This window comes from Vibrio sp. SCSIO 43132, from assembly GCF_019904195.1.
Lineage (GTDB): Bacteria > Pseudomonadota > Gammaproteobacteria > Enterobacterales > Vibrionaceae > Vibrio > Vibrio nigripulchritudo.
This window is the reverse complement of the sequence record NZ_CP063199.1, coordinates 1,802,970-1,828,981: the sequence shown is the minus strand read 5'-3', so window position 1 is coordinate 1,828,981 and position 26,012 is coordinate 1,802,970. Positions and strand designations below refer to the sequence as shown.

General features: G+C 44.6%; 18 protein-coding genes. 2 read left to right on the top strand and 16 right to left on the bottom strand.

Features of this window, described 5'->3' with window-relative positions; genetic code table 11:
• Positions 1-65: 65 nt before the first annotated feature.
• From tssH to tagH, 16 genes are read right to left on the bottom strand one after another with little or no spacing between them, the layout of a single operon-like run.
• Positions 66-2,633 (bottom strand): type VI secretion system ATPase TssH, encoded by a 2,568-nt coding sequence (gene tssH, locus INR79_RS08240; protein WP_223096775.1) that lies wholly within the window; start codon positions 2,631-2,633, stop codon positions 66-68.
• Between the two features lie 35 nt (positions 2,634-2,668).
• Positions 2,669-3,634 (bottom strand): type VI secretion system baseplate subunit TssG, encoded by a 966-nt coding sequence (tssG, locus tag INR79_RS08235; protein WP_223096773.1) that lies wholly within the window; start codon positions 3,632-3,634, stop codon positions 2,669-2,671.
• Positions 3,631-5,454 (bottom strand): type VI secretion system baseplate subunit TssF, encoded by a 1,824-nt coding sequence (gene tssF / locus INR79_RS08230; RefSeq protein ID WP_223096771.1) that lies wholly within the window; start codon positions 5,452-5,454, stop codon positions 3,631-3,633. Before tssF ends, tssG begins: the two co-directional genes overlap by 4 nt.
• Positions 5,451-5,933, bottom strand: a complete 483-nt coding sequence (tssE, locus tag INR79_RS08225) for a type VI secretion system baseplate subunit TssE (protein WP_004408937.1) — start codon at positions 5,931-5,933, stop codon at positions 5,451-5,453. Before tssE ends, tssF begins: the two co-directional genes overlap by 4 nt.
• 10 nt (positions 5,934-5,943) lie before the next feature.
• Positions 5,944-6,747, bottom strand: a complete 804-nt coding sequence (locus tag INR79_RS08220; RefSeq protein WP_223096769.1) for a type VI secretion system accessory protein TagJ — start codon at positions 6,745-6,747, stop codon at positions 5,944-5,946.
• Positions 6,748-6,761: 14 nt separating this feature from the next.
• Entirely contained in the window at positions 6,762-8,267 is a 1,506-nt protein-coding gene (tssC, locus tag INR79_RS08215; RefSeq protein ID WP_022550487.1) for a type VI secretion system contractile sheath large subunit, read from the bottom strand.
• A 38-nt stretch (positions 8,268-8,305) separates the two neighbouring features.
• Positions 8,306-9,799 (bottom strand): type VI secretion system contractile sheath large subunit, encoded by a 1,494-nt coding sequence (tssC, locus tag INR79_RS08210; RefSeq protein ID WP_022550486.1) that lies wholly within the window; start codon positions 9,797-9,799, stop codon positions 8,306-8,308.
• Entirely contained in the window at positions 9,799-10,320 is a 522-nt protein-coding gene (gene tssB / locus INR79_RS08205) for a type VI secretion system contractile sheath small subunit (protein WP_004408930.1), read from the bottom strand. Before tssB ends, tssC (INR79_RS08210) begins: the two co-directional genes overlap by 1 nt.
• A gap of 18 nt (positions 10,321-10,338) precedes the next feature.
• Positions 10,339-11,466, bottom strand: coding sequence for a type VI secretion system protein TssA (gene tssA / locus INR79_RS08200; protein ID WP_022550485.1), 1,128 nt, complete (start codon positions 11,464-11,466; stop codon positions 10,339-10,341).
• Complete coding sequence (locus INR79_RS08195; RefSeq protein WP_223096767.1) at positions 11,466-12,251, bottom strand: PP2C family protein-serine/threonine phosphatase; 786 nt, start codon at positions 12,249-12,251, stop codon at positions 11,466-11,468. The genes tssA and INR79_RS08195 overlap by 1 nt, the downstream gene beginning before the upstream one ends.
• Before the next feature lie 13 nt (positions 12,252-12,264).
• Complete coding sequence (tagF, locus tag INR79_RS08190) at positions 12,265-12,960, bottom strand: type VI secretion system-associated protein TagF (RefSeq protein WP_223096765.1); 696 nt, start codon at positions 12,958-12,960, stop codon at positions 12,265-12,267.
• Entirely contained in the window at positions 12,942-16,466 is a 3,525-nt protein-coding gene (gene tssM / locus INR79_RS08185; protein ID WP_223096763.1) for a type VI secretion system membrane subunit TssM, read from the bottom strand. The genes tagF and tssM overlap by 19 nt, the downstream gene beginning before the upstream one ends.
• Positions 16,463-17,797, bottom strand: coding sequence for a type VI secretion system protein TssL, long form (gene tssL / locus INR79_RS08180; protein ID WP_022550483.1), 1,335 nt, complete (start codon positions 17,795-17,797; stop codon positions 16,463-16,465). Before tssL ends, tssM begins: the two co-directional genes overlap by 4 nt.
• Before the next feature lie 14 nt (positions 17,798-17,811).
• Positions 17,812-19,137 carry a type VI secretion system baseplate subunit TssK gene (gene tssK / locus INR79_RS08175; protein WP_223096761.1) on the bottom strand — a complete coding sequence of 442 codons (1,326 nt, stop codon included), beginning with the start codon at positions 19,135-19,137 and terminating at the stop codon, positions 17,812-17,814.
• Between the two features lie 29 nt (positions 19,138-19,166).
• A complete protein-coding gene (gene tssJ, locus INR79_RS08170; RefSeq protein WP_004400057.1) occupies positions 19,167-19,628 on the bottom strand; it encodes a type VI secretion system lipoprotein TssJ in 462 nt (153 codons plus the stop codon).
• 4 nt (positions 19,629-19,632) lie between these two features.
• Complete coding sequence (gene tagH / locus INR79_RS08165; protein WP_223096759.1) at positions 19,633-21,021, bottom strand: type VI secretion system-associated FHA domain protein TagH; 1,389 nt, start codon at positions 21,019-21,021, stop codon at positions 19,633-19,635.
• 309 nt (positions 21,022-21,330) lie between these two features.
• Here tagH and INR79_RS08160 point away from each other — a divergent pair, with 309 nt between their 5' ends.
• On the top strand, positions 21,331-23,526 hold the full coding sequence (locus tag INR79_RS08160) for a serine/threonine-protein kinase (protein ID WP_223096758.1): 2,196 nt from the start codon (positions 21,331-21,333) through the stop codon (positions 23,524-23,526).
• Positions 23,527-24,197: 671 nt separating this feature from the next.
• Positions 24,198-25,997: a diguanylate cyclase gene (locus INR79_RS08155; protein ID WP_004400060.1), complete on the top strand. Its 1,800-nt coding sequence runs from the start codon at positions 24,198-24,200 to the stop codon at positions 25,995-25,997.
• The last annotated feature ends 15 nt before the right edge of the window (positions 25,998-26,012 follow it).

The window sequence follows — 26,012 nt, the reverse complement described above, 5'->3', positions numbered from 1 at the left end:
TAAATTAAGGAAAAAACACTTAATTTGAATTGCCCCGCATTTAATTCCATTTAATGACAAATGAGTTATTTAATATTGATGGATATATTATCTAGCTTGCCTTTAATAACTAGTTTATTAATAGGTTTATCTTCCGATATAGCGATAAGTACCTCATCTGAAATCTTAGGCAACAGACTATTTTGAATAATTGTCTGTATTGCACGAGCGCCGCTACCCTCTTCATTACAATTGTCGATAAGTGCACCTACGAGTTCATCAGAATATTCAAACTCTGCGCTGTAATTAGCTGCAAGGCGCTTACCAATTTTGTTCAGCTGTATTTTCGCGATTTCAGTCAGAACATCACGATTTAGAGGCACATATGGAATCACATTAACTCGGCCGAGGAATGCAGGTTTGAAGCTTTCTAGCAAGTCATCACGCAAAGCGGTTCTCAGCCCATCAATATCTGGGGCAAGCTCAGGATCCTGGAACAGCTCCATGGTGGTATCAGTGCCAGCGTTCGAAGTCATGATAATTATGGTATTGCGAAAATCAATGTCGCGCCCTTCACCATCTTTTATGGTTCCTTTATCAAAGACTTGATAGAACACATCCTGAACCCCAGGGTGAGCTTTTTCCATCTCATCAAGCAAAATAACGCTGTATGGCTTTCTTCTGACAGCCTCAGTCAGAACACCACCTTCACCGTACCCTACGTAGCCTGGAGGGGATCCCAGAAGCAGAGAAACTTTGTGCTCCTCTTTAAATTCCGACATGTTGATAACCGTTACGTTATCCTCGCTGCCATAAACCTGCTCTGCGATTGCCAGTGCAGATTCCGTCTTACCGACACCACTCGGTCCGGTCAGGAAGAAAATACCATTAGGCTTGGTTTCTTCATTAAGCTGGGCGCGAGCAGTCTTGATGACTTCAGACATAGTATGTAAAGCGTGATCTTGACCGACAACCCTTTCGCATAGCTTCTCTTTTAATGTCAGAAGACTGTTTATCTCATCATTCTGAAGTTTGCCAAGTGGAATACCTGTCCAGTCTGATACGATTTCAGAAACTAACGCCTCATTAACGTGTGAGAATACAAGTGGCGTCTTGTTTTCTGCTAGCGTCGCTTCGACTTCAACCAGCTTTTCTAAGGCACCTTCGATTTTGTCTTCCAGAACTTCTGTTTTTAATTGCTTAGACTGGCTAACTAACTCAGATTCTTTTTCCCAAACTGATTTAAGCTCAGAAATCTCCGCTTTTAACTCATCACTTTCACTGCTTAAAGCGGCAAGGACATCAGTATGGGAATGACCTAGAGCCTGCTCTTTTTCCAACTGCTCAATTTGAGCAACTTTTTGTTCGAGCGTTTTTTCAAGAGCTTCTAGCTGCCCAGGCATTGCCGACTGGCTAAGCGCTACACGGGAACAGGCAGTATCTAAAACAGACACGGCTTTGTCCGGAAGTTGGCGACCATGTATGTATCGGTCTGATAGATACACAGCGGCTTTTAATGCTTCATTGGTAATGTGAACACCGTGGTGACCTTCCATCACAGGAACTAACCCACGGAGCATTTCCACTGCGAGTTCTGGAGCTGGCTCCTCAACTTGAACAACCTGGAATCGTCGAGTTAAAGCGGCGTCTTTCTCTACGTATTTTTTGTATTCGGCCCATGTAGTCGCGGCAATAGTACGTAGCTCTCCACGAGCTAAGGCTGGTTTGAGAATATTTGCAGCATCACTTTGCCCTGCCTGACCACCACTTCCGATTAAGCCATGTGCTTCATCGATAAACATAATAATAGGTGTAGGCGAATCGTTCACTTCTTTGACCACAGACTTAAGTCGGTTTTCAAACTCACCTTTCATGCCTGCACCTGCCTGAAGCAATGCCAGATCCAGAGACTTAATTGAAACCCCTTGTAGCGCAGGTGGTACATCTCCCTGAACCACTTTTAACGCCAAACCTTCAACTACAGCTGTTTTACCTACACCTGCTTCACCTGTCAGAATCGGGTTGTTCTGACGGCGTCTTAACAAGATGTCGATCATCAGGCGAATCTCATTATCTCTACCTACAACTGGATCGATTTCACCTGCCTTTGCTTGATCTGTCAGGTCAATGGTGAACTGGTCAAGTGCCTTAGTCGACGCTTTTTGCGCTGGCGCAGCTTGCTGAGTCTTGCGATCAGCGCTGTGCCAGAAATGCAGCAAAGCTTCGGGGCTAATTTTATCGAGCTCCTGACCAAAGGCAGAGGTAACAGCAAACAACGTATCGTCGTTTAAAAGTGCATATAACAGGTGAATTACATCAATCTGTTCATCTGAAAACTCGATGCTGGACACCATCCAAGCACTCTTCAGAATAGTCACTGTATGCGCTGACAAGCCTGGTACAGTCTGGCTGCCTGTTTTCAGTTTCTCTAAGCTGTTTTGAATATCATCTTCAAGCTTGAAGACGTTCAATCCAAACTCTTCAGACACCGTCTGAATTACCGTACCTTGCTGTTGCAAGATAGTAATTAACCAGTGGGTCATTTCAATACTGTGGTGAGTTCGGCTACTCGCTAGTGCCGCTGCCTGCTCTAGTGATGCTTTTGCATCTGGAGTTAGCCTCTCCACTAGTGCAGCTAAAGATAGTGATGTCATGGATATTTCCTTATGTATCGCCTAACTGATGTTGCTTAAATTCGGATAGTGATAGTGTTGTTTTCAGATCGTTTGTGTGGAGCGAGTACGCTACCAAGCGCTAGCCTTCCCCCACTTTTTTTGAGTTGCACTTTGGGCAAATGCTTATATTCAGCCGTCAGAGTCCATTCAATTGATGCGGTTTCGCCCAGTAAATCCTGACAAAGCGCTTTTATTTCTGTGATTCGCTCACCTTTGGGCATCATGCCGTGCACTTGGTCCTGCCCTTTTGCGGTGAATTCAACGGTAAATCCAGCATTTACGTTCCAAGCCTTTTGCCCCAGACTCGCCCCCCGTCCAAGCTCGGAAAACTGCCCTTCTGGCATCTTCTTCGAACACAAACGTGTTTGCTCATCGCTGGTTAGCTGCATCCACCTCCCTTTAAAGTCATGAATTTCGACTTCACAACCGGAAAGGGATTCCAGGCAAGCCTGGATGGCACCCCGGCTTTTGACTGGTTTGCCAAAAAGCCCCCCCCAATGGATAGCCCTGTCACCAAGGTTGCCAGTAAGGGACGTCAACACCTGATCCCAAGGTGAGAACGTATTCTGGGATACTCTTCGATGCTGAACTGTTGGCTGAAAGTTTTGCCAGGTTCGGTAGAAAAGTGACAAGATTCGGTGGTTGAAAATGTCCAGAAAGTCCTGAAGCGTAGGATCATCCGCTTTCAACCTTTGTAGGATCAACTCGCTATAGTGCTTGGGTAGAACACCATTTTCTCCTGTTAGCCCAATCAGATTGGTCATTACAATCAAACTCTGATTGTGCTTAGGCTTTATTTTGGTGAATTCTCCAATCTCATAACCCAATTGCTGCGCAACTTTGAGTTCGATATTTTCCTGACTTGGAAGATGATCCGTTCCTAAATTCGACTCTGATTTCAGAAGAAATTGTTCAATCAAATGAAGCGATTCGAACAGTTTTTCTTTATCAAGGCTTTCCAGAAACTTTTCTTGCTTCATAGCAACACCTTGTCACCGCACAAAGCAGGCCAACGATGGAAAACGTCTCCTGAACTCTTTAAACGAATACAGAGCTTGGTAAATGTATTGATCTCGGCGTACTGCGCGAAGAACGTCGACAATACATTGCCCAGGAAGAAGATTTGTTCTTCAGATTGAGCACTGTCAGAAACTTCAAGTGTAATTTCGGTGCCATGGCAGAAACCCACTCGCCCTTTCTGATTCACCCGCCCGGTCGCAGGCTTGGCGTCCATAGATACGATTGAATCAATCATGGCTTTAGATTCTGGTGACGCTTTGAATGCATAGAGATTGAGCGTTTCTCGCAACGTTTTTAGTCCATCAGAACCAGAGAAATGTGACAGAGTCAGTAGCTTGGCAAATTGCCAGCGGGAACTTGCATCCATGGACGGACGAATCGTTTCTGTTGGTGCAACCAGACACTTGGTGCTGTCGAAGTTATCTTTTACGTCCGGTAAGTTGACGTTGGGCATTCCACCACCAAAAGGAAGCTTCTTAGGCAGGTTCCGATTACAACACCATGCCTGAGCTGACATCACCCAATTGTCTTTGCTGTCCGGTGTAAACAATTTGTGTTCTTTATCGACAAAAGAAACATAGACATCTCGTCCAGGCTCATCAAACCCACCAGCCCAGCTTTTGTCTTCACGGCGCATCGTCCAGTAGATTTCGTGCTCTGAAAGGTAGTTTGTATGTTCCCCTGCGTAAAACGGCGGCAGACTCTGATATTTCATCTGCCAGCTACGAACACCTATCTCCTGAATACCAATCACTTCAGTTGTGTCGGGTTCGAGGTGCTCTGGATAAAGCGGGAATTCGTACTCCGATGCTACAATTCGAGTTGGCTCCATCGCGTGGCTGAACATATTTATCACCGGTGTGCAGCCAAGAAGGACTGTGTCTTTTGTCACCTGCTTCTCTAGCCAGTCACAGCTTTGATCAAAGTAAATCCAGAATTCAGCCTCGTCTTGATCGCCAAACCAAGCGGATTCCAAGTTAAGCAAATCGGCAAACAGAAACTTTTCTGGGAACAGGAAGTATTCAACCAACAAGCGGCTACCAACAAAACTTCTTTTGCTGTAAGGCACAACGGAGTGTTCTGCCTCGTAACCCACAGGTTTAATATGGCGTGGAGTCAACTGACGCCGAGTTTCATCATCTACAACAACAGCCATACCGATTGCTGACTGAAGGAAAAACTGAAGTAATTTGTATGTGACCTGAGGTTGCCCGTTAAAGAACAGGCGCAGAGAATCAAAGTTCAGCCCATTGATCTCAATTTCTTTGCTCGCCCCTTTCAGAGTGAGCTTGAGTACCGATTTAGCCTCTTTTTCAATATCGAGCAACTGTCCTCTAAAAGGTGCGTTTTCAAACGACGCTTCACTGATATTTAACGGGAGTACGTCGGTTTCATAACATGTTCTGAACTGACAAGACTTAAACCCAGGGGCATCAAAAGTAACCGACTCACCTTTCTTTACTGTTACCTTAGATGTCGCCGACTCATCGCTGTCAATTTTAACCACACTCATCGATGGGATCGGAGCGTGGAAGTCGGGAAATAACTGACCTATAAGTGCTTCCGTCAATTGAGGGAAACTGTTATCCAGACTCTGACGAATCTGTGCAGTAAGAAAAGCGCAGCCTTCCATGATTCTGGCAACGTGAGGATCTTCAACCTGTTCCTCACTCAATTTCAGCCGTGCTGCGATTTTCGGATACGTTGCACCAAACTCTTGACCTTTATGTCGTAGATACGCGAGCTCACGGTTGTAGTACTTTAAGAATTCATCACTCATGCCGATTCACTCACCGTTATTCCTAAACTTACCGGTTCTACTTCGGAATCTAACACCAGTTCATGGTGCTTTTTACCTAACTCATAGACGGCATTAATCCGCAGGCGCAAAATCCTGTCTAGCTGTTCTTTGTCTTCAATAATCGCGACAAGAACTTCCTTGAACCGAGGCTCAAACTCTAAGATTGTTTCTCTCACAATCCGGCACAGGTGCTGCTGCCCATCCTTGCTGCTGAAAGGCATCGAAGAAAAGTCTGGCAAGCCATAAGTTAAAAGTGACTGACGTAATTCTGGTAAGTCATTGTCAACTTTTACCCAACTCAAACGAGTATTGAGCAACGCTTCTACGTCTCTTATCAGCCCTTTTACTACCTGTTGATTACTCAGTGGAAACTGAGTATCAACAGTTGTACTCGGGTCTAAATCGATAAGCTTGTCTAGCAAAGAAACGCCATTGCCAACATGGGATCTATTTTCCATCCGCTATCTACTACGCTTCAGCTTCTTGCTTTTCTTTCTCGATATTTTCGATGGTGGCTAATGGCAGTGCACCTTCACCCGCTAGCCAGACTTTTTGTCCATGACCGACAAACACCTTGTCTTCAACGACTGGATGCCAATCCGTCTCTTTACCTAGCTTGTTCGCGTCTCTGTCGCTACGAGAATATGTCAGAGGTATATGAGCTTCACCTTCCGTGATGCCTTTAATCGAGAACTCGACTGGTCGCCAGATGATTTCCAGCAAGTTGCTGGCAGGTTTAATGTTCAGGTATTCAACCTGATCAAGTGGTGCCAGATAGTAGTTACCTGTTGAGCTATAGAGTTCGATAAAGCCGTTTAATGAATCATCGATATCACGCACATCCGGATACTCAGTACCGTTAATGGTCAGTGTCGTTTCTGGTCTCAAAGACTCAAGTTCTTCACTCAGACGTTCTACTTCTTCTTCATTCCCCTCGTGAATAGCGAGATTCAATTGGGTCAATGTGGCGTACTGCTGTTCATTGGAACCTAAGAAGTTTGCCGTAGCTCCACCCTGAACAAAATCAACTCGCGCTTGTGCGGCTTTTACCAGATGGCGAATCTGGCTTGCACCAGCCAGGAATTCCGGGAAGAGTTTTGTCGCCTGCATCAGTTGTTCGTCAGCTCGTTCTAACTGCCCGTCAATACAAAGCAGCTCAATAAAATAGCTTCTGAGAGCGGCATCTTTTGGGTTTGACTTGATTGACTGGATGACCGAATCCAGTGTTTCCTGCAATTTTGCTTGACGTACTAATTGCTGCCAATCTGACATGAGACTTTCCTTATTTATATCGTTTTGTCCGGAGCAAGTTCGGTGATTAATCTGACACTTGAAACCATCTGATCGAGTTGGAAATGTGGTCTCAAATGAATGATCGAATAGTAATGCCCAGGACTGCCTTGTTTTTCTTTAACCTGAATTTTTGCTTCGTTGAGCGGGTACTTAGCCCTCAACTCATCTGAAGCTTCATCTGACGCTGTGGTGTACTGATGCAACCAACGTTGGAAATCGCCCTCAATGCTCGCTGCATTTTGATAGCTACCCACTTTGTCGCGCCCCATTACCTTGATGTAGTGAGCAATGCGCGCGACACACAATGTGTATTGCAGCATCGAAGACAGCCTTGAGTTCACCGTAATTCCCTTTTCTTCATACACTTTTGGCTTGTGCAATGAAGAGTTAGAAGTAAAGGCAATCAGCGGGCTGTCTGATACTGGTGAAAGTGGAATAAATCCACAGTCAGATAGCGCCAACTCTCTTGATTCAGAGATTTGATAATTCACTGGGGAGCGGTGTCTTTTCGCTTTACCCGGGAATTGCATCTGGCTACCTACAGGTGGAAGTATCACTCCCTGTCCGTAACTTCCTGCTTTCAATCCCCTGATATGGGCAAACCATCCCGATTCGCTGTAGGCCCTTAGAACTGTAGCAGCGAAACAAAACGAAGCACTGCCCCACAGCATATCGCTTTCTGAATTGGTCACCTTTTCTTTGAACGCAAAAGCATCCAGTCGACTACCATCGTATTTGTACGGCTGACGCATAAGAACGTAAGGCACCGTAACCGCGACGAATTTAGCATCTTCACTGTCACGGACTGCCTGCCAGTTCTTATATTCCATTTGGTCAAATTGCGCATGCACATCCAATATCGTCGCCAGTTCTGAAAATGCATCGACTCCGAATAAACTAGGAGTTGCTGAAATCAAAACCGGGCAGAATGCGGCTGCCGCTGTCTGGCTGATCTTCCGAACCAGTGTCATGTCTCTATCAAGCTTGTTAGTTCCCGCTTGATGAGAGATGCAATAGTTCCCCACAATCAGACCAAATGGCTCCCCTCCGGGAGTAGAAAATTCATTTTGGTAGACAAGTTTAAACAGGCCACTTTGGTCAAACTCGATAGCTCGCTGACTATCCCGTCTGAGCTCTTCCCAGCTGCACGATAAAATCTTTATCTTGGAGCTTTGCTCGGAGCCAAAACTGTCTTTTTGATTCACCAAATATTCGACGCCACGCCAACCCGCTTCAAAAGCCTGGAACTCCTCGTGATGAAGAATCGCATTTATCTGCTCATTCAGTTGCTCATCAATCAGATCAATAACACTCAGTAAACTTTGATGCATCTCTTCAACACTGCGAATGTTGTTTGCGTCGCACCAATATTTCAGAGATTGTGAATCGGACTGTAAGTCAAGAAAACGGTCGAGCCATATGGCATCCAAGGTTGGGTCTTGGGGTGTCTGCACATCGTGAATCAACAGCTCTGGTTCTACAAAATGAAATTCTGTCATGATGATATGGCTGACCCGAGGGTCAGCCGTCTATCCTATTAACCGCCTGACTCAGGGATCTTCGCAACAAGACGAAGAGACGTAGTCAGTTCTTCCATTTGTAGCCATGGTTTCAACCACGCTACAGCGTTGTAAGCACCTGGGCTTCCAGGAATTTCTTTAACCTGTACTTTTGCATCAGCCAGAGGGTACTTAGCACGGATTTCCTGACCGCCACCTTCTGATGCGTTCACGTAAGACAGGATCCAACGGTTTAGCCATGACTCAACGTCTTCTGCTTCCATGAAGCTACCGATCTTGTCACGTGCCATAACCTTTAGATAATGAGCAAAACGCGAAGTCGCCATCATGTATGGAAGACGTGCAGAAATTGCCGCGTTTGCCGTTGCTTCAGGGCTGTCGTACTTAGCTGGCTTCTGACACGTCTGAGCACCAAAGAACACCGCGTAGTTGGTATTTTTGTAGTGACAAAGAGGCAAGAAGCCCAGTTTACTCAGCTCTGCTTCACGACGGTCAGTAATGCCGATTTCTGTTGGACATTTCATATCCGGGTCACCATCGTCACTCTGGAAGAAGTGCGTTGGTAAGTTTTCTACGCGACCACCGCCTTCAGCACCACGGATAGCAGTACAGAAGCCATATTTAGCGAATGCATCGGTCAGTTTTGCACCCATCACGTAAGACGAGTTCATCCAGCAGTAATCATTGTGGTTTGCGTTGATCGCAATGCCAGATACTGGGTCAACTTCAAACTCTTCATAGCCAAATTCTTCAACCGGAGCTGTTGCTTCACCGTATGGCAAACGAGCAAGCACTTTTGGCATAGTCAGAGAAACAAAGCGAGAGTCCGCACTTTCACGGAAAGAACGCCACTGCGTGTATTCCAGAGATTCAAATACTTTTTCCAAATCACGTGGTTTAGAAAGTTCTGTCCACTCATCAAACCCGAAAAGCGCAGGAGATGCCGCAGAAAGGAACGGAGCAAAGCCCGCTGCTGCGACGTTAGACATAAGACCAAGAGTCTCAATATCTTCTGGGTGGTTAGTAAATTCGTAGTCACCAATCAGTGCACCGTAAGGTTCACCACCAGCGCTACCAAACTCTGATTCGTATACTTTCTTAAAGATCTGGCTTTGGTCAAACTCAACCGCTTTACTCAAGTCTTTGTGAAGCTCTTTCTTCGTCATGCTCATCAGACGAATTTTTAGCGTTGCGCTTGTTTCTGAATTTGAAGTCAGATATTGCAGTCCACGCCAAGTACCCTCAAGCTTCTGAAGTTCAGGGTGGTGCATTACCGCAGCCAACTGCTTTGAAATTTGACTATCTAAAGCTGCAATCGCTTCACGGAAAGTTACGGTCAAGTTCTTGTTCCAGGTTACCGTACCTTTCATCGCTTCTTCGGTTAGCGTTTTGATCAGCTCTTCCGCACGTGAAGCTTCTGTCTGCTTAGTCGCACCAATCGCCTGCTCTAGAAAAGAAGCACTCTGTTCACCAACGGTAGGGTCTAACTGCTGTTCAGTTTGAGTACTCATTACTCATCTCCCTCCTTCTTATCACCTTCATTGAGGTTCAGTTCACCAGCCAACTTCTCTAAGTTGTCTGTGTTATTCAATACGGACTCCAGTACGTCTTCCAGCTCTTCAGAACGGTCTACTTTCGTCATCAAGTCACGAAGTTTGTTTCGGGTTTCCATTAGCTTACGTAAAGGATCAACCTGATTTACGATGGAAGCTGGCTCGAAGTCCTTCATGGAATTGAAGCGCAGATCAACGGTAAACGTTGAGTCATCATCAGCAAGCTTGTTATCCACTTTAAACGACAGAGTCGGGCTCATTTTCTTTAGAACGTCGTCAAAGTTATCGCGATCAATCTGGATAAAGCGACGGTCTTTAAGCGGCTTTAGCGCTTCAGTGTTGTGTCCCGCAAAATCACCCATTACACCAAGAACAAAAGGCAGTTCTTTTTTAAGTGAAGCATTTTCAGTTTCTACGTCATACGTAATATGAACACGAGGCTTCCTTACTCGTGAAAGTTTCGAGTGGATACTCGTCATAGGATTCTCCCTTATTTGTTATTCGCCATCTTGGTCTACTATGCCAACCAAACGGAAGTAGCCGTTCTTGGCTTCTCCATCAGAAATAAGCTCTGCCAACAAATCTGGCAGAGGCATATCACACCACCTCACTACCTGTTCGATTGAATACGAAACGGGAGAATGTGGTTCAGTTTCCTTAAAGAACTCCGCAATCTTTTTGAGCTGCTCTATGGCATGCTCTCTCGATGCCAAGTTCGCCGCTAACAGCTGACCTGCAGGTACCGCAACCGTTTCTACTGTTCCGTCTGCAGCCTCTTCAACGACTTCTTCTAATTCTGTTTCTACTGCCACATCTGCTTTAAGCCTGTCACCAGCCAAGTGGTTAAGTGCAGATTGAATGGCTTCAAGCTTCTTCTGGATATGAGAACTTGGCATTACTTCGCCACAAGCATCATCCATGGACTGGCTGTATCGATTAAATGCTTCAATGGCTAACGCAAGGTCTTCTCCAAGCTGCTGGTAGAACTCCTTCGAAGACTGGTTAACCGCGTCTTGAATCGACTTAAGCTCTACAGCACCGCCATCCAGTTTTTGACGTTTCTTGTCTTCGTCTAAACGTTCCAGATCGACCGCCTGCTGGTACTCCCAGTAGGCGTATGACTGCCCAGTATGAGTCTCAGTAAGAGGGATCGAAGACAGAGGAAACAGCAAAGTGCCCTCTTTCTCTATTCCGTTTAATCCAATGATTGGAGTGACGCGTGTCTCGATTCCATCTTCATCGGGCATCGGATGAAGATGATCCCAGAAGTTTTCAATGAGTTGAGCGGCTAATTGGTAGCCCTCTGCAAATCCCTTGAACCCATAGGCTCGCGTCATCGCCTCAATCACCCAGGCAACCAGTTCCAAATCTTTTGAGTGATTGGACAATTGCTCTGGAACGGTTTCAAGAAACGGAATCCAGAGATTGACGTAATTGAGTAGAGGTTCTTCAACGATGATCGCATTGCGTTCTTCATTTCGTGCGACCATGCGCTGGTCTTTCAAACGGAAGTAAGCCGACTGTGGGCTTACATCAGAACGCGGATCTGCACCTGCTGGCGCTTCTTCAGATATAGGAAGAAGTGCTTGTTCGATCCATTCAAAATCGGAGGCTTCGTACATCATTATCGACTCCTTGAGAAAATTGGAACCGTTGCATCATCAGATTGTGCAACCTCAGATGAATATTCCGCAGCGGTTGCTTTTATCAGTGCGCAGGTTACGTTGTCTTGTGCGCCTTTCACCAAGGCTGAATGCATAAGTGCCAAACCAGACTGAGCAACAGCATCTGCCTGAAGGCTTCTCGCCAGTTCAGCATTGTTTAGCTCTTTAGTGAGACCGTCACTGCAAAGCAGAAATTGATCTCCGGGTACCAGTTGCCCAGACACCTGATCGACGACAACATCGGGTTCCACCCCTATCGCTCTGGTGATCACATTTGCCAGAGGGTGACTCTCGGCGTCATCAAAATTCAGCAGCCCTTGATCAACCAAGTCCATGACTTGGCTGTGATCGCGCGTTTTTTGGACTAACTGATGGTTTCTCATAAGGTAAATACGGCTATCGCCTACCCACAAGCAGTGGTAGAACCCATCCTGAATGTACAAGAGCACCAACGTTGTCCCCATGGTTTTCCCATCGAGGTTACTTCTTGCGTAGTCATATATCGCGTAGTTCGCTTCTAAAACGGCTTTTCTCAGGTCATCAATAGAAAAGTCCTGATGTTCATTCGCGTACTTTTCGATGGTATCAACCAGCATTTGACTGGCAATATCACCGGCTTCATGACCGCCCATTCCGTCCGCTACAACCCAGACACGCTTTGCAGATAAGTCCAGTAGAGAATCTTCGTTGTAGGGTCTGACCTTCCCTGGGTGCGTTTTTGAAAAGGTAAAGAAATTCCAATTCATTTCGCGTTACTCCTTACCAATTCCATTGATCCCAATTGCCATCTAGCATGGCTGCAAATTGTCCGACGGCCGGCAAGCCATCTGTAAACGTTGAAATTGCCGGAATAGTCTCTGAACCTTCGGTCCACCAGTAGCATGTACGCGGCAACTGAGTTTTGAGTAAATGCTGAAGCAGATGATTGCTTTCAAGCGGAATTTGTTCTTCAAACAACAGGTTTTGAAACTCACCGTTTACTGGTGTTGCTTTAAGCACTGGCGAACGGGTTAAGACTGCTTCCCAGTGCTCATTTGTAAGTAGTGGAGTCCAAGCTTCTAGCTGGAAGTTATCATCAAGCACTTCTAATGCGCGATCCTCCGTGGCTTCGCTCCATTTCCTGTCTTGCCAATAGCTGATAGCAGAGCCTTCAACAGGTCTTGCCAGAGTAAAGAAGTAGTATCTTCCAACAGAATCAACACTCGGGATCATGGTGCCAATAACCGTGCTCTCACCACACACATTAGGTGAAAGCGCAAAGTGCCAGATTGGCGCGTTCATGTAGTGCTGTGTCCAGGATTCTTCCATTTGTTCCCGGCTAACAGCAAGCACCGCTTGCTGCCAGTCTTGCCAAGATTTTAAGAAGTCTTGTGGAAGGGATTCCTGAATGAAATCCCCTTTAGCCGGCACTTTCCCAAAATATCCCCATTGTGGTGTTATAAGGTTTGAGGACATGTAAATCGCTCCATATCGTTCGACCAGAATGGGTTAATGGTGCTGCTCGGTATTAACTCCAATTGAACTTTGTTCCCCTTGAGATCAATCATGACAATGTTGTCCTTACGTGTTTCAGGACGAGCCTTAAGTGACTGATCGAGCATCTTGTACAGACCCCATTGACCTTCGTAGGTGTGTGAGATCTCTCTGGATGAGTTAGGCGGAATAAAGATAATTCGTGTTTCCGACTTGCTTGATGGCCAAGACAAATTCTGAGTTCGCTCTGGACCATGGCTGTAAACCAGTCTTTGTGAACCCAGCTCTAACTTGAACTTAGAAATATGTTGGTCCAGATACTTTGGTCTCAAGCCGAACTCAATCTTCACTGAGTTATCGGTTTCGAAGAAAGTCTGTCTGATTTTCTCTGCACGCTGGAACACAGCTAACGTCTCAGGGCTCACTCCAATTTCTTTTTCGAAGCGCCATACACGTCCGGATGTATCGACAAACGGCTCCAAGTAGTCTGAGAAGAAACTGTCTAATGTACCGCCGTAACCAAAGAAGCGTTTGAAGTCTTTCAGGTTCACTTCATTCTTAGCAGAAGGATTGAATGGGTATCGACCTTCAATGCTTCGCTCATAAGCTTTAACCACTTGAGTTTTCCAAATCTGGTTCAAGTGATTCTGAGAACCCTTTTCTGCCAAGCGTGTTGATTCATGAGAAAGACCAACTAGCCAACGGTTAAACGGAGCAGGCAGAATCTGATTGGTGCGCTTAAGTGAACGCGCAACGTCTTCAGTTACTGTTCCATCCAAAATGCTCTTGTATGCCAGTTTCTGGTTATTACCTGAACTTGATAAGTCGGACAAGTATTCTCTCAATCCAACAAGAGACTGGTTGATCAATTCAAAGTCCTGTTGCTCGATTTTGATGATACCTTCGAACGCCCTTTCTACCTCTTTACCTGGAAGGTTGATAGCCAGCTCTGTGTTTTCGGTAGGCATGAATCGACCAATAGCGTTTTTCTTGTTGTGCAGCGCAACGTCGGCAGCTTTTGTCGCGACTTCAGCAGCCACTTTTTCGTTTTGGCTTAGCGACACTTTCGTTAGCGAAACTTCTTTCTGAACTGCTTTCAGGAAAGATTCTACCGGACGCTCAGAACTCGCGAGAATTCGGCTTTGAATCAAACTAAGCTCCAGACTTGGTGTCGACTTAAGTGCAATGTCGTTAATCAAAGATTCCCATTCATAGATGTAATCTCTGTAGTAACGCTCGCGTACACCTTTAACCGCAAGATCATGATCTACCGCCTGAATATCGATGTTGTCGCCATAGACCCAGTTATCTTCCATCAGGTTTTTAACTGTACGTCCAATCTGCATCTGGAAAATACTGTGGAAACCATTAAAGGTGTAGAATCCAGGTATTCCTGCTGAAAGTGGTTTGCCGCTTTTACGCTCAAACTGACTAAGGCTTTGTGACCCCATAACATCTGTGATTCGGAATGAAGGTACATGACTCTTAATGAATTGCAGTTTCATTCGCTGATAAGCACGCTCTGCCAACGGCAACTGAGTAAGTACATTTCGCGCGTCTTGGACTGCGTCATTGTTTACGTATAACCCGAGGTCGTCGTTAGCCAACAAGTTCTTGGTATGCATCATCAGAGAAGCACGTTTTTCTTCGTTGAACTCACCTGGGAAGTTGTTCTCGAAATAGAGTTCGAACCAACTTTCCACATGGACGATATCGAAACGCTCCGGATTAAACAGCATCAAGTATGTTTTAAGAGTTTCGTACAAGTATTCCCGGTGAGACTGACTCGCTTCCATCTCACTGATAAGCGCCGATTCCAACAGCTTAGAGAAGTAGCCATTTAACGCCTGGTGATAGGCAGCTTTCGCTGGCTGCCCTATCTTGTCGCCCTGATACAATCCAAACTTCTTAATGCCTTCAACGTCTTCGTAGTATCCGGCATACCCCATAGGTAGCCCCATGATTTCATCGAGCAACTCAAGGGATTCCACTAAGTTGTCTTCGAAATCAAAATCGATTCGCTTCACTTGTTCATCGATATTGGCAATGCGGTCATCGGTTTCAGTGATAAGTTGCTTATTCCATTGGAAACTTTGGAACCAGATTGCGCCAAAAGCCGCCACACTCGCCAAGCTGAATGCCAGTGCACCATGCTTGACCCAACGATTCTGCTTTTGATGATGACGGTTCACACTGCCAAGGAATTGCTCTCTGAATATAATGTCTTCAAACAGAGAACGAATGAAGAAACTCGCTGACTCTTTAGAGCTGGTTTTAAGCGATAGCTGAGAAAGCCCAAGACCTGATGATGTTTCATTCATTACGCGGTCAATTGGCATGCCTTCCTGAACCGCACTCACGATAAACACACCACGAATCATGGTTGACTCTTCGAAGGCGTTCTTTGCAAAGATGTCGCTTAGAAACTCGTCAACATTTGCCTGAAGCATTCTTAACTGCTTTGGAAACTCAAAAATCAGTGCTCGCTTGTCTAGATCAGTTTCCTGTTCTAAACGCTTGTTCATGCGTTTATCGAGGCTTTCCAGAAGATGGTGAAATTCTTTGTTAAACAGAGAAATAACACCTTTCTCATCTTCTGAAGATTCGGGGAACATGAAGCCAAGTAACTGATCGCGCTCTTCGTCCTCTAAATCGGCAAAGTATTCATTAAAGCCAGCTATCAGGTCAGCTTTGGTTAGAACAATATAAATAGGGAACTGCATACCAAGCTGATTTTTCAGCTCCTGAATACGCGCCTTAATTGCTCTTGCATGCATGCCTCGTTCTGTACGAGTCTGGCTCATCAAGCTCACCAAACTTACTGCCACGATGGCACCATTGATAGGACGTTTCGTACGGTACTTTTTAAGTAACCCAAGGAAACCCAACCAAGCTTTGGAATCTTTTTCTGAATGACTGTCTTGCGTGGTATAGCGGCCAGCCGTATCAATCAGCACCGCTTTATTAGTAAACCACCAGTCACAGTGACGAGTTCCACCAATCCCAGACAAAGGATCTTGCCCTAAGCTGTCAGAAAGTGGGAACTCCAAACCAGAATTTGCTAGTGCCGTCGTTTTACCTGTTCCCGGAGGACCAATTAAAACGTACCAAGGCAGTTTGTAAATGCTTTGCTTTCCGCGTTTGCCCGTCTTGTGTAAGACTTGAATTGCCTGATCAATTCTCTCTTTAAGCAAGTCAATTTCGGCAGCGGATTCTTCATCGTCTTGCGCATTGACTTCCAGAAGATTCTGAATACTTTCATCTTCTTCTTTCTTTTCTTTCTTCTGCTGGCGGATGTTCACGACACCCCAGCCAAACATTAGTGCTAGCAGTACTAGAAGACGAGAGGTTTCACTTTTTAAAGGTTCATGACCAGCAACGGCCACAAGCGGACCAACCAGCCAGATCATAAGTGACAGAGCAATCAGACCAATTAAGCTGACAAACCATTTTTGGCTGACAAATTTCCCTACAGCTTTAAAACTCACTGTTCCTCTCCTCCTACAGCTCTTTGTGCCACTAACAAGTCGATTTCAACACGGCGATTTTTCGCTCGATTTGCTTCGGTGTCGTTATCAACGAGTGGTCTTGCGTCTCCCATGCCTTCCGGGATCAAACGACCGGTAAGATTACTGCTGTCAGCAAGATGATTAGTTACCGATGTGGCTCTGGCTAAGGACAGGTGCCAGTTAGACGGGAACTTACTAGTAAAAATTGGCTTGTTGTCGGTATGACCAACAATCATAATTCGACCTTTCGTTCCTTCTAAAGAACGACCTACTTTGGACAATACTGGACGAATATGTTGGGTCAGCTCAGCACTGCCAGAGTCAAACAGTTCGTTTGCTGCAAATGAGATTCTGACTCTATCTGGAAGCTGTTGAATCTCTACAACACCACGATCCATTTCGGTAGCGAGATAGTCCTGAATTCGTAGGGCAACAGGAGCAACATCTGCCAAAGGTGCCGATTCAGTTATTTCAACAGAAGGGACGAGGTTAAGTAAGTTGGTAAAGGTCCTGTTAGACTCTTCATTGATCTTGTAATTGAATCCCATATACGTAGCAGCAAGGATGGCTCCCGCAATGGAAAGCGTAACCCAAACAGGTGTGCTTTCGGTGATTTCCTCACCCACGCGTACCTTATCCTGCCAACCATCACTCAGAACTTTAGGTGGACGCTCGCTTACGGTGGTAATAACGTCGAAAACACGCTGTCGCAAGCTGCGATGAGATTCCACACCGTTCTTTTCTAATCGGTAGCGCCCAATGAAACCAAGAGACATACAAATATACTGAAGTTGCAGAATATCTAGGCTTTCGGTTGGCGCGGACATGGCTTTGTCCAGGTAATCATAAAACTGCTCACCGCCCTGAGTATTGGCATAGAAAGTTGAAAGCAGAGAGTTGTCTACCCAAATTGACTGACCACCCCAGACTGTGTTCAGCACGGTTTCATCAATTAGACAGCATAGGCAGAAGCGTGCGATATCAATATCCTGGTTTCTTGCGTTTTGCAGTCTTAAGCGGGTTTCGTAATCTCGAATTTTCTGGACAAAAGCTTCTCGCAGCTGTTGAACATCACCGTACTGGCTGGTAGCTCTGATTTGACCAATCAATGAGAGAACCACGTTTGCTTCGGCCAGAAGAAGGTTTTTGCCAAACGCGATTACACTAGAGGATTTCTCCTCTTTGATTACTTTTGTAAGCAGTACAGTGCTGTCTCCCTCTTGGGGCGGTGGTGGAGAAGCGGGGGCTGCTGGTGCTGGCTTAGCACCACCTCTACGTCCGGGAGTAGGTTTCATTACAGTGTCTTCCATCAGTCTACTTCAACTTATTGATTAATCGTCCATAACTCGACATCGATCCCCGGGTAGTTACCTGAGATATGAATTGCCAAACCACCACTTTCAGCCAGTCTTTGCCAGTAAGGACCTTTCTTGGTTACTTCAAAGTATTGGTAACCTGCCTGATACGGAATTTGTCTTGGAACCACAGTCAGCGGCGAAATTGCGATACCGTGAAGCTGGTTGTTGATGAGATCGCGAATGTTTTCGACAGGTCCGATCTTGATTTGAGACGGTAAGCGTTTACGCAGCTCTTCACTTGCCACGTCAGCTTTGATGGCAAGAACAAATTGACACTTCGAAAGAATGTTTTTGTCGGGAATACTGGAAACACGGATACCGTATTGTCTGATCTCAAGTGGTAGCTTAGTCGCCGTTTGCTCAAGTACTACACTCAGATACTGGCTGAGCATCTGATGCACTACATGGAAAAGTTCTGCCATGTCACCATGTTTGTATTTCGGTAACACAGGCGGACGCTTAGACTTGGTCGAGAAAGTCGCTAGCTCTCCAATCAAACCGTACAGTGCCGTTGTCAACTGGAAGGGATGTAAATCCGAACACTGGCTAAAATGCCTTAAAGTTGTCTCATGACGGTTGAGCATTTGAAGCATGACAAAATCAACAGCAGATGCTGATGCCGACTTCCCCTGCCCTAATCTTTGAGCAAGAGCATCGGCACGGATTTTAATCATTGCAACAATGTTGTTGAGATACTTATGAATGGTTTCGTTCTTGTTCGCATTTAACGAAGGTGGGATGAAGTCCTGATCAAGCAGAACTTCTCCTTCCGTCGTGACTTCCTTAATTTTGGCAACTCTAATGGAATGGTAACCAGGAAGTTTGTCATTGGTGACTTTCAACTGAACTCGCAAGGATGCAAGCTGAAGGATTTCTTCGTCGTGTCCGGTGACATTGTCCGTGACAGATTGATCAGAATATATATAGCGAGTAACCAACTCTTCTGAGTCGGATGCGATGTTCTGACCATTCACCTTGTCAGCGGGAATAGCGAGAGAAATGTATGTGTCTTTGGTTTCTGAATCCACCATTAAAGGTTTCGGCGCATTGTCTTTAACCGGTACATTAACCAAGGTCATATCGGGCATGATTGCCTGACATTGCTCTAGATGAAGCTGACCTTCTTTAAGCAGTGCCTGGTTAAATTTAATTAAAGAAACACCCCAGGAATACGGCGACAGCAATTGCTGGATTTCCTTGGATTCAAAATTAATCGCTCGCTCTTGCTGCTGAAAATGTTGAGGGCGCAAAAACATACCCTCACACCATGCGATGGGAGAAAAATCACTCATTAAATTAGTAAACCTATTCGTACAACAATTTATTTAACAGCTATGGACAATTCACCAATAAGTAACTTGTGTTTTTCATAACCCGTTTTGTCTACTGGAATTACTTTTCGCCAGTTTGCATTTTCAATATCTCTGTAAGCTGCAATAACACCGACATATTCCACTTCAGGCTTCATGCTTACTTCATATAGCTCAGTACTACCAGGAGCAAAAGTAAATTCTTGCTTAGCAATTAGATCAGGACCTAAAACTTCTTCAGGTTCTTCATACAGAGAAAAGAAATCTTGGCTTTCAAATAACGTGTTTGACGTTAATTCGTACACGTGAATGACTACGGGAGAAGGTCGACCATTTAAATCTGGGTTTGCCTTATTGCTAACCTCAAATTCAAGTGTTGAATACGCTGGTACAACATAGTTAGCTACTGAGCATCCTGCCAGAACGAATGCAAATAATAGCCCCATTATTGATAATTTTGTTTTTTGTTTCATTTTCTCAACCTTTTTTCAAAGCCATTTCGTAAGATTTAGCGAAGTCTTCTAAATAGAATGGAGTGGAACTCTCTTCAAGTTCATTGGACAAATCTGAATATTGTCTCTCGTAGTTTTTCCAAAAATTAGCTTGGGTTTTACCCGGTATTATTTTCTCTAATACACCGTCACCCGCATTCATGGTGGAAATATAATCTGGATTCAGTAATCCCATAACACCACGTACCGCGCCATCTACACCCAGCATTAACGCTTTTTCGTGTTTTTCAATGTCATCAAAAGCTTCTTGAATAGCGTGCTGTGGTGCCAAAAAACTCGCGGTATTACGGTTGTAGAGGTTGTGGATCGCGTCTTCCAGGTTTGCAGAAAATTTAAGTGGGTTATTTTCATGCCTTTGGAATGCGGTGTGATTCAAACGATTTGTCTGTTTAAATTCTGCTCTGTGATGAAGTGTATCCATCAATCCACCTAGCAACAGCGCAAACGATTCACCGAGTTGCTTAAACCACTCTTCGGAGTGTTGGGCTGGGACCATATTTCGTGTGATTCCCAAACCACTCAGAAACGCATCCATTTCTCCTGAAGTGCCACCTACCACGTGAGGTTTTGACGCTTGAGGTGCTTGACTAGATTGATTTACTTGCGGTTTTTCTGTCTGAGTTTGAGGAGCCGCTCTGCCCGGCGATGGGCGTTCTACTCTTGGAGTTGCAACCGCTGCCTGAGCAGGTTCATTATGTGCTTGTGGCTGTACGTGTTGCTGGGGAGGTGGCTCAGGAATGAAATCCGGCGCAACCTGTGGCTGTGCGGGTTGAGGAGGAGTATCCGCTACTAGATCGTCTGTAACATGTGTTTCTTGCAAGTTAAAGAAATCGTCAGTTAGCCCGATATCGCTTTCGAACACAGGATTGCTCTGCAAATTCGAAGATAAGTCGCTGGCAAAATTGTGGTCTTGGGTGTGATTATTAAACCCAGTTGGCGCATTAAAATCATCGTTGGGAATTTGGTTAAAGACGTCACTTGCGTTAACTTCCTGATGAGGGTGAATGGTCGTTTCACCAGAGTTCTTTAACTCAACCAGAATTTCGTACTCACCAAATGTAATTATATCATTATCATTAAGCTTAATTTCATTACCATTACCAACAGGCGTTACCGACCTATTTAAGAATAATCCGTTTGTTGACAAATCTCTTATTAAATAATCACCACCAAAGCGAATAAGTTCACCATGAACACTTGATACAACTCGTTCTGGATCAGGCAATGTCCAATCACAGCTATCTGAGCGACCGAATTTAACTGAATCATTTACATTATTATCATTAAATTCAAACTCACTCTGAATCTCAGATGTAAATTTATGAAAGCTGTTAATAGACAGCACGATTCCCATAATAACCTCAAGCCAACATTATATAAATTCTAACGTTATTAATAGAAGCAACTAATTTACTATTTTATCAATGATAAATATAACAATAGAGCGTCACTAAAATTAGCCTGAACTATGATTAAATTGGCTTTTAATTTGAAATATATTTTGCAACGAAAAATGATTTATACAGCGCAGATCAAATTTTAAAAAATATTTACTTCACCAAATTTCGTTTGATTGTTATCTAAGCCGAAACTTTAATTCCTACTAATTGTTTCAAATTGCTGGGTGCCTAACCTTACTGACATTCAACTTGGAGTTCGCTAAATGTCAAAAGATAATCTTCCCCCTAAAGAGCCAACCAAACCACAAGATGGTGATCGCACTCAAATCGTGAAAATTGAGCGCAAAACTGCAGCACCCGCTGATAAGCCTGAAGAGAAAAAAGCAGAGCCTAAAAAACCAGTCTCCTCAAAGGAAAAAACCAAGGCACCCGGAACAGCAAAACCAAAGCCTGCTGAAGAGCCAGTAAAAGCTCAGTCTAAATCTCCTACTCAGCCACCAGCATCAGTTGCGAAAAAAGCCGCTAATCCAGGCAACGCAACCTCAAACGCCGAGAGCTTAGTAGGCACATTGGTTAAGGGAAGATACAAACTCGAATCATTAATTGGACATGGCGGTCTATGCGATGTGTATCGGGCAAAAGATAAGGTACTCGAATCTTCTGGCTCCGAATCTCCATACGTGGCACTGAAGATATTGCAAAAAGAGTATGTAAATCAGCCGGAAACAGCCCGCATGCTGATTCGTGAGGCTCAGAACACTCAAAAGCTAAGTCACCCCAATATTATCCGCGTTTTCGACTTTGGCGTTGATCAGCAGATTTACTATCTGGTAATGGAATACCTTGATGGAGAAACACTGGAGCAATTGATTCAGCGTTCCCGTCCATCCGGTTTGCAATACACCAAAGCGCTCGCCGTTCTTGACCAAATCTTGGATGCACTGCACTACGCCCATCACCAAGATATTGTTCACGCTGATTTGAAGCCGGCGAACATCATGCTCAACTCTGATGGGCAAATTAAGATATTCGATTTTGGCGTATCAAAGACTTTCAAACTCAAGCAGGATCAATATGCTGCGGCAAGAAAAGAGAGCAACGACAACGTGGGTGGCTACACGCCAAACTATGCGTCAATTAACCTGATTAATGGTTCCGATCCAAAGCACACGGACGATCTATTCGCGTTTGCTTGCATCGCATACGAACTGCTTAGCTGCAAACACCCTTATGGACGCAAACCAGCGAACATTGCGTTAAAAGAAGGGTTGAAAGCGAAGAAGCCTGCCAACATTCCTGCGTCTAAGTGGAAAGCGCTTAATGACTATCTAGACCTCAGCTCAGAACCAAAACTTGATTCAGCAGAAAAGATAAAAGAATTCCTACATAAGAACTACACACCAGCCATTGCGGCAGGTGTGGCGATATTGGGTCTGGTCGGAATGCTCGGTTATGGCTACTCACAAATGAGCTCCGAAATCGACACCCACAAAACTCACATTGCTGCATTAGAACAGCAAATTGATGCCCAAAACGCGTTACTCGATACCCCGTTCTCCGACGTGCTTGCTATGATCGATGCACAACCTACTCATCATGCTGTTATCTCTCAAGGATTACTTCGTCATCACAAAGAAGCCATCATTTCAGAGTTTGAAACCAGAATTGATGAAATTCTGAATGACAGAGAAAGTTCGTATCCAAACTACTACTCTATTGAGAAAGTTCTGGAAGACGCTAAGAAGTACTACCCTGATTCTCACGAACTTGAAACCATTGCCGCCGATATTCGTTCGAGTAAGCTGTCTACGCTGTCGGTACTTGCTCAGAGAATTAATACCCACCTTGAGAAAGGTCGCTACAGTAAATCGGACAGTAAAGACAATGTGTTCACCCTGTATCTCGATCTGCAAACCATTAATTCCGACTATCAATTTAAGCCTTCTTCACTGGCTAATGAGGTATTCGGTTCCAAGTTTGACACTGCATTGAAAGAAAAAGATACAGTGACTCTCGCTGAACTTATCACCGTTGGTAATACTTTGTTTGATAGCGTAGAGGAACATAAAACACTGCTTGTTCAGGGCAACAAAATGTCCAGTGCTATCAGCGCACTCAGCACTTATCAATTGGCTGTGAATTCAGGGCAGTCTGCGGCCTATCCATATGAGGCGGCGCGTGTACTTTATGGCGAAGAATTGTCAGCACTTAGAACTACACTAGAAGGCTCTAATACCATTAAGGAACTTGATAGCTTAGTTGACAATATTGATAATTTCGCGAGCAAAGTACCTTCTGATTTTCGGGATGTCGCTAAAATTCGCTCAGAAACGGCAAACCGTTACCTCGAATTGTCTGACATTTTGCTGAACAAACGTAAAGCGTCTCAAGCCCGCGCGGCGATGAAGAAAGCAAACGATCTACTTCAAAAAGTAGAATTATCTAAACAAGGCGGATAACAGAGCCAACTAAAGCTTTCGATACGATTGCAATAAATCAAAGCCAGCTTCCTTGTGGAAGCTGGCTTTTTGTTTATTAAGATAAATATTGCCCAACTTTAAAGTGATATGTTGATTCAATTTACAATTTAATAGAAAGCATCATAAAACAAATTTATTAGACATAAATCCCAAATAAGCGTGCCCTATAGTTAATCAATCAAGCTAATTATGTAAACCAATTGTATCGAGTGCGAAAATTGACTGATATGCCTCTGTTTTTATAAACCTTCTCAAAAGTGAAAATTATCAGTGGAATGACTTCAAAATTTTGATGTTTCATTGAACACAACGCCGTCTCTGGGCAATCGTTTTTTAAAAAATTCGTCTAAAGTTATGTGCTAACTCAATCAAACTGTGAAATGTGTACGTCATTTTGCTCTTTAGATTTGTATCATTAGTGAGAACTCTATATCTTGATGAGCTTTTAGTAAGTTAAACTTGAGCCAATCGAGTAATTTTGTATGACTTTCTAAGCAATTCGATATTATTATAACTATCAATATACTTGCGACGTCGGTTTCTCTAAAATAAGACAAAAAAACGCTAAGTTGTTTTTTAAAGCGAAAAATGGGATGAGGAAGGTGCTCTTTGAGTGCCAATGCATTTTAATGACAAATATAGAATCAAGGATGTTGCCGAGCTCTTTTGGCATCTTTGCAATGTTTCTGTTGCAGCTTTTAGTATCATTTGGTGCTTCCGCCTCAGTCTTTCCTATTGAGGTTTCAGGAGACGAAGAAGGAAAGCGAATTACAGGTCGCTACCTTTTATGGCACGACGCTTCGGGGGAAGCAAAATTAAACGATGCCGTTAAAGCTTTTCGTAACCAAGAGTTTAAACCTCTTAGTACCAAAGGTTCCACTGGGCTACAGCCCGGTGCTTTCTGGAGCATTTTTGCTCTCACCAACACCACCAACACCGCTATCACGGTTCATCTTGAATACATCGATCATCAGTTGATTTACCTCGATGCGTATCAACGCTCTGTCGCGGAAAACAACTATGAAATGCTGGCAAGCTTATTCCTTGGTGACTCTTTTTCAGAGCGACTGATTCCACACCAAAGGTTTGTGGTGCCTGTTACGCTGGAGCCAAACCAAACTTATCAGTATCTTTTCCGTTATGGCTCTGACGGTCAGGGCTACGTTTTTCCTGACCTGAGAATATGGAACCCTCAAAAGCTCAACTACGCGCAGTCTGTTGAAGTTGCACTGATCTCCATTGGTGTGGGCAGTTTATTGCTTATGGCATTAACATCCTTTGTTGTGGGTAGTGCATCCAATGATCGTGTTTATATGGCCTATGGCGTCTACGCCATAGCAAAAACCCTTACGTGGCCAACGATTCTCGGCTTTACACACATGTTTGTGCTACAGGATAACTTCCACTGGAACCTGATGTCTCTGGGTGGAGCATTGTCAATTATGACCGGAATCATTTTTGTACGTTCCATGTTACAAACCAGGGAAAAGACACCAAAGTTAGATTGGGTATTGAAGTTCATGATACTCAATACACTTTTCCTGGCGTTAGCCGCAGTATTTCGTGAGACAGCCCTTGCGGTCATTTTCATGACTATCGCCCTACTCCTTTATCCGTTCCTTGCGATTGCAGGCATCATTCGCTGGATCCAAGGCTCCATAGTTTCCGCAATCTATACGGTCGCCTGGGGTATTCTGGTTGGCGGTTTATTTGCACAAGCGATGCGAGATTTGGGTTATGTCGAACATAACTTCTTCACCTATTACTGGCCTGTCTTTGCTTCCTTTGGTGAAATGGCGGTCATTCTTATTGCAATGGGCATTCGATTACTTCAACTCAGAAGAAGAAAAGACAACGCAGAGACACTTTACCGACGCCAACTTGAGCGAGCTAAGTACGAACTGGAAATGCTGGTTTCCGAGCGTACTCACGCACTGGAGCAAGAGAAACAACGAGCGGAAATTGAAGCACGTACAGACCCGCTGACTGGAATCAGTAACCGACGTAACTTTATGAAGCTCGCTGAAGAGTCTTTCGACAAAAGCTTACTGGAATCCAAACCATTGGCGGTCATCATGTTTGATCTCGACCACTTCAAAGAAATAAATGACAGATATGGTCATTCAACCGGAGATAAAGCACTGAAACTGTTCGCGAGTACTATTTCAGGGAACATTCCCGACAATGCCATCTTCGGTCGACTCGGTGGAGAAGAGTTCTGTATGGCATTCCACGGCGATCAGGTCATGGCGATGGACATTGCTGAATTTCTCAGAAGCACAATAGAAAATATATCTATCGATAATGGTGAAAGGCAGGTTAGATTTACCACCAGCGTTGGGATTTCAGTATTAGACCACGAGAAGCACATTGATCAATTGATCACTAACGCCGATAAAGCTTTGTATCGCGCCAAGTACTCGGGTCGGAACAAGGTTGTCGTCGCCTAGTAAACGGGTTGCGAC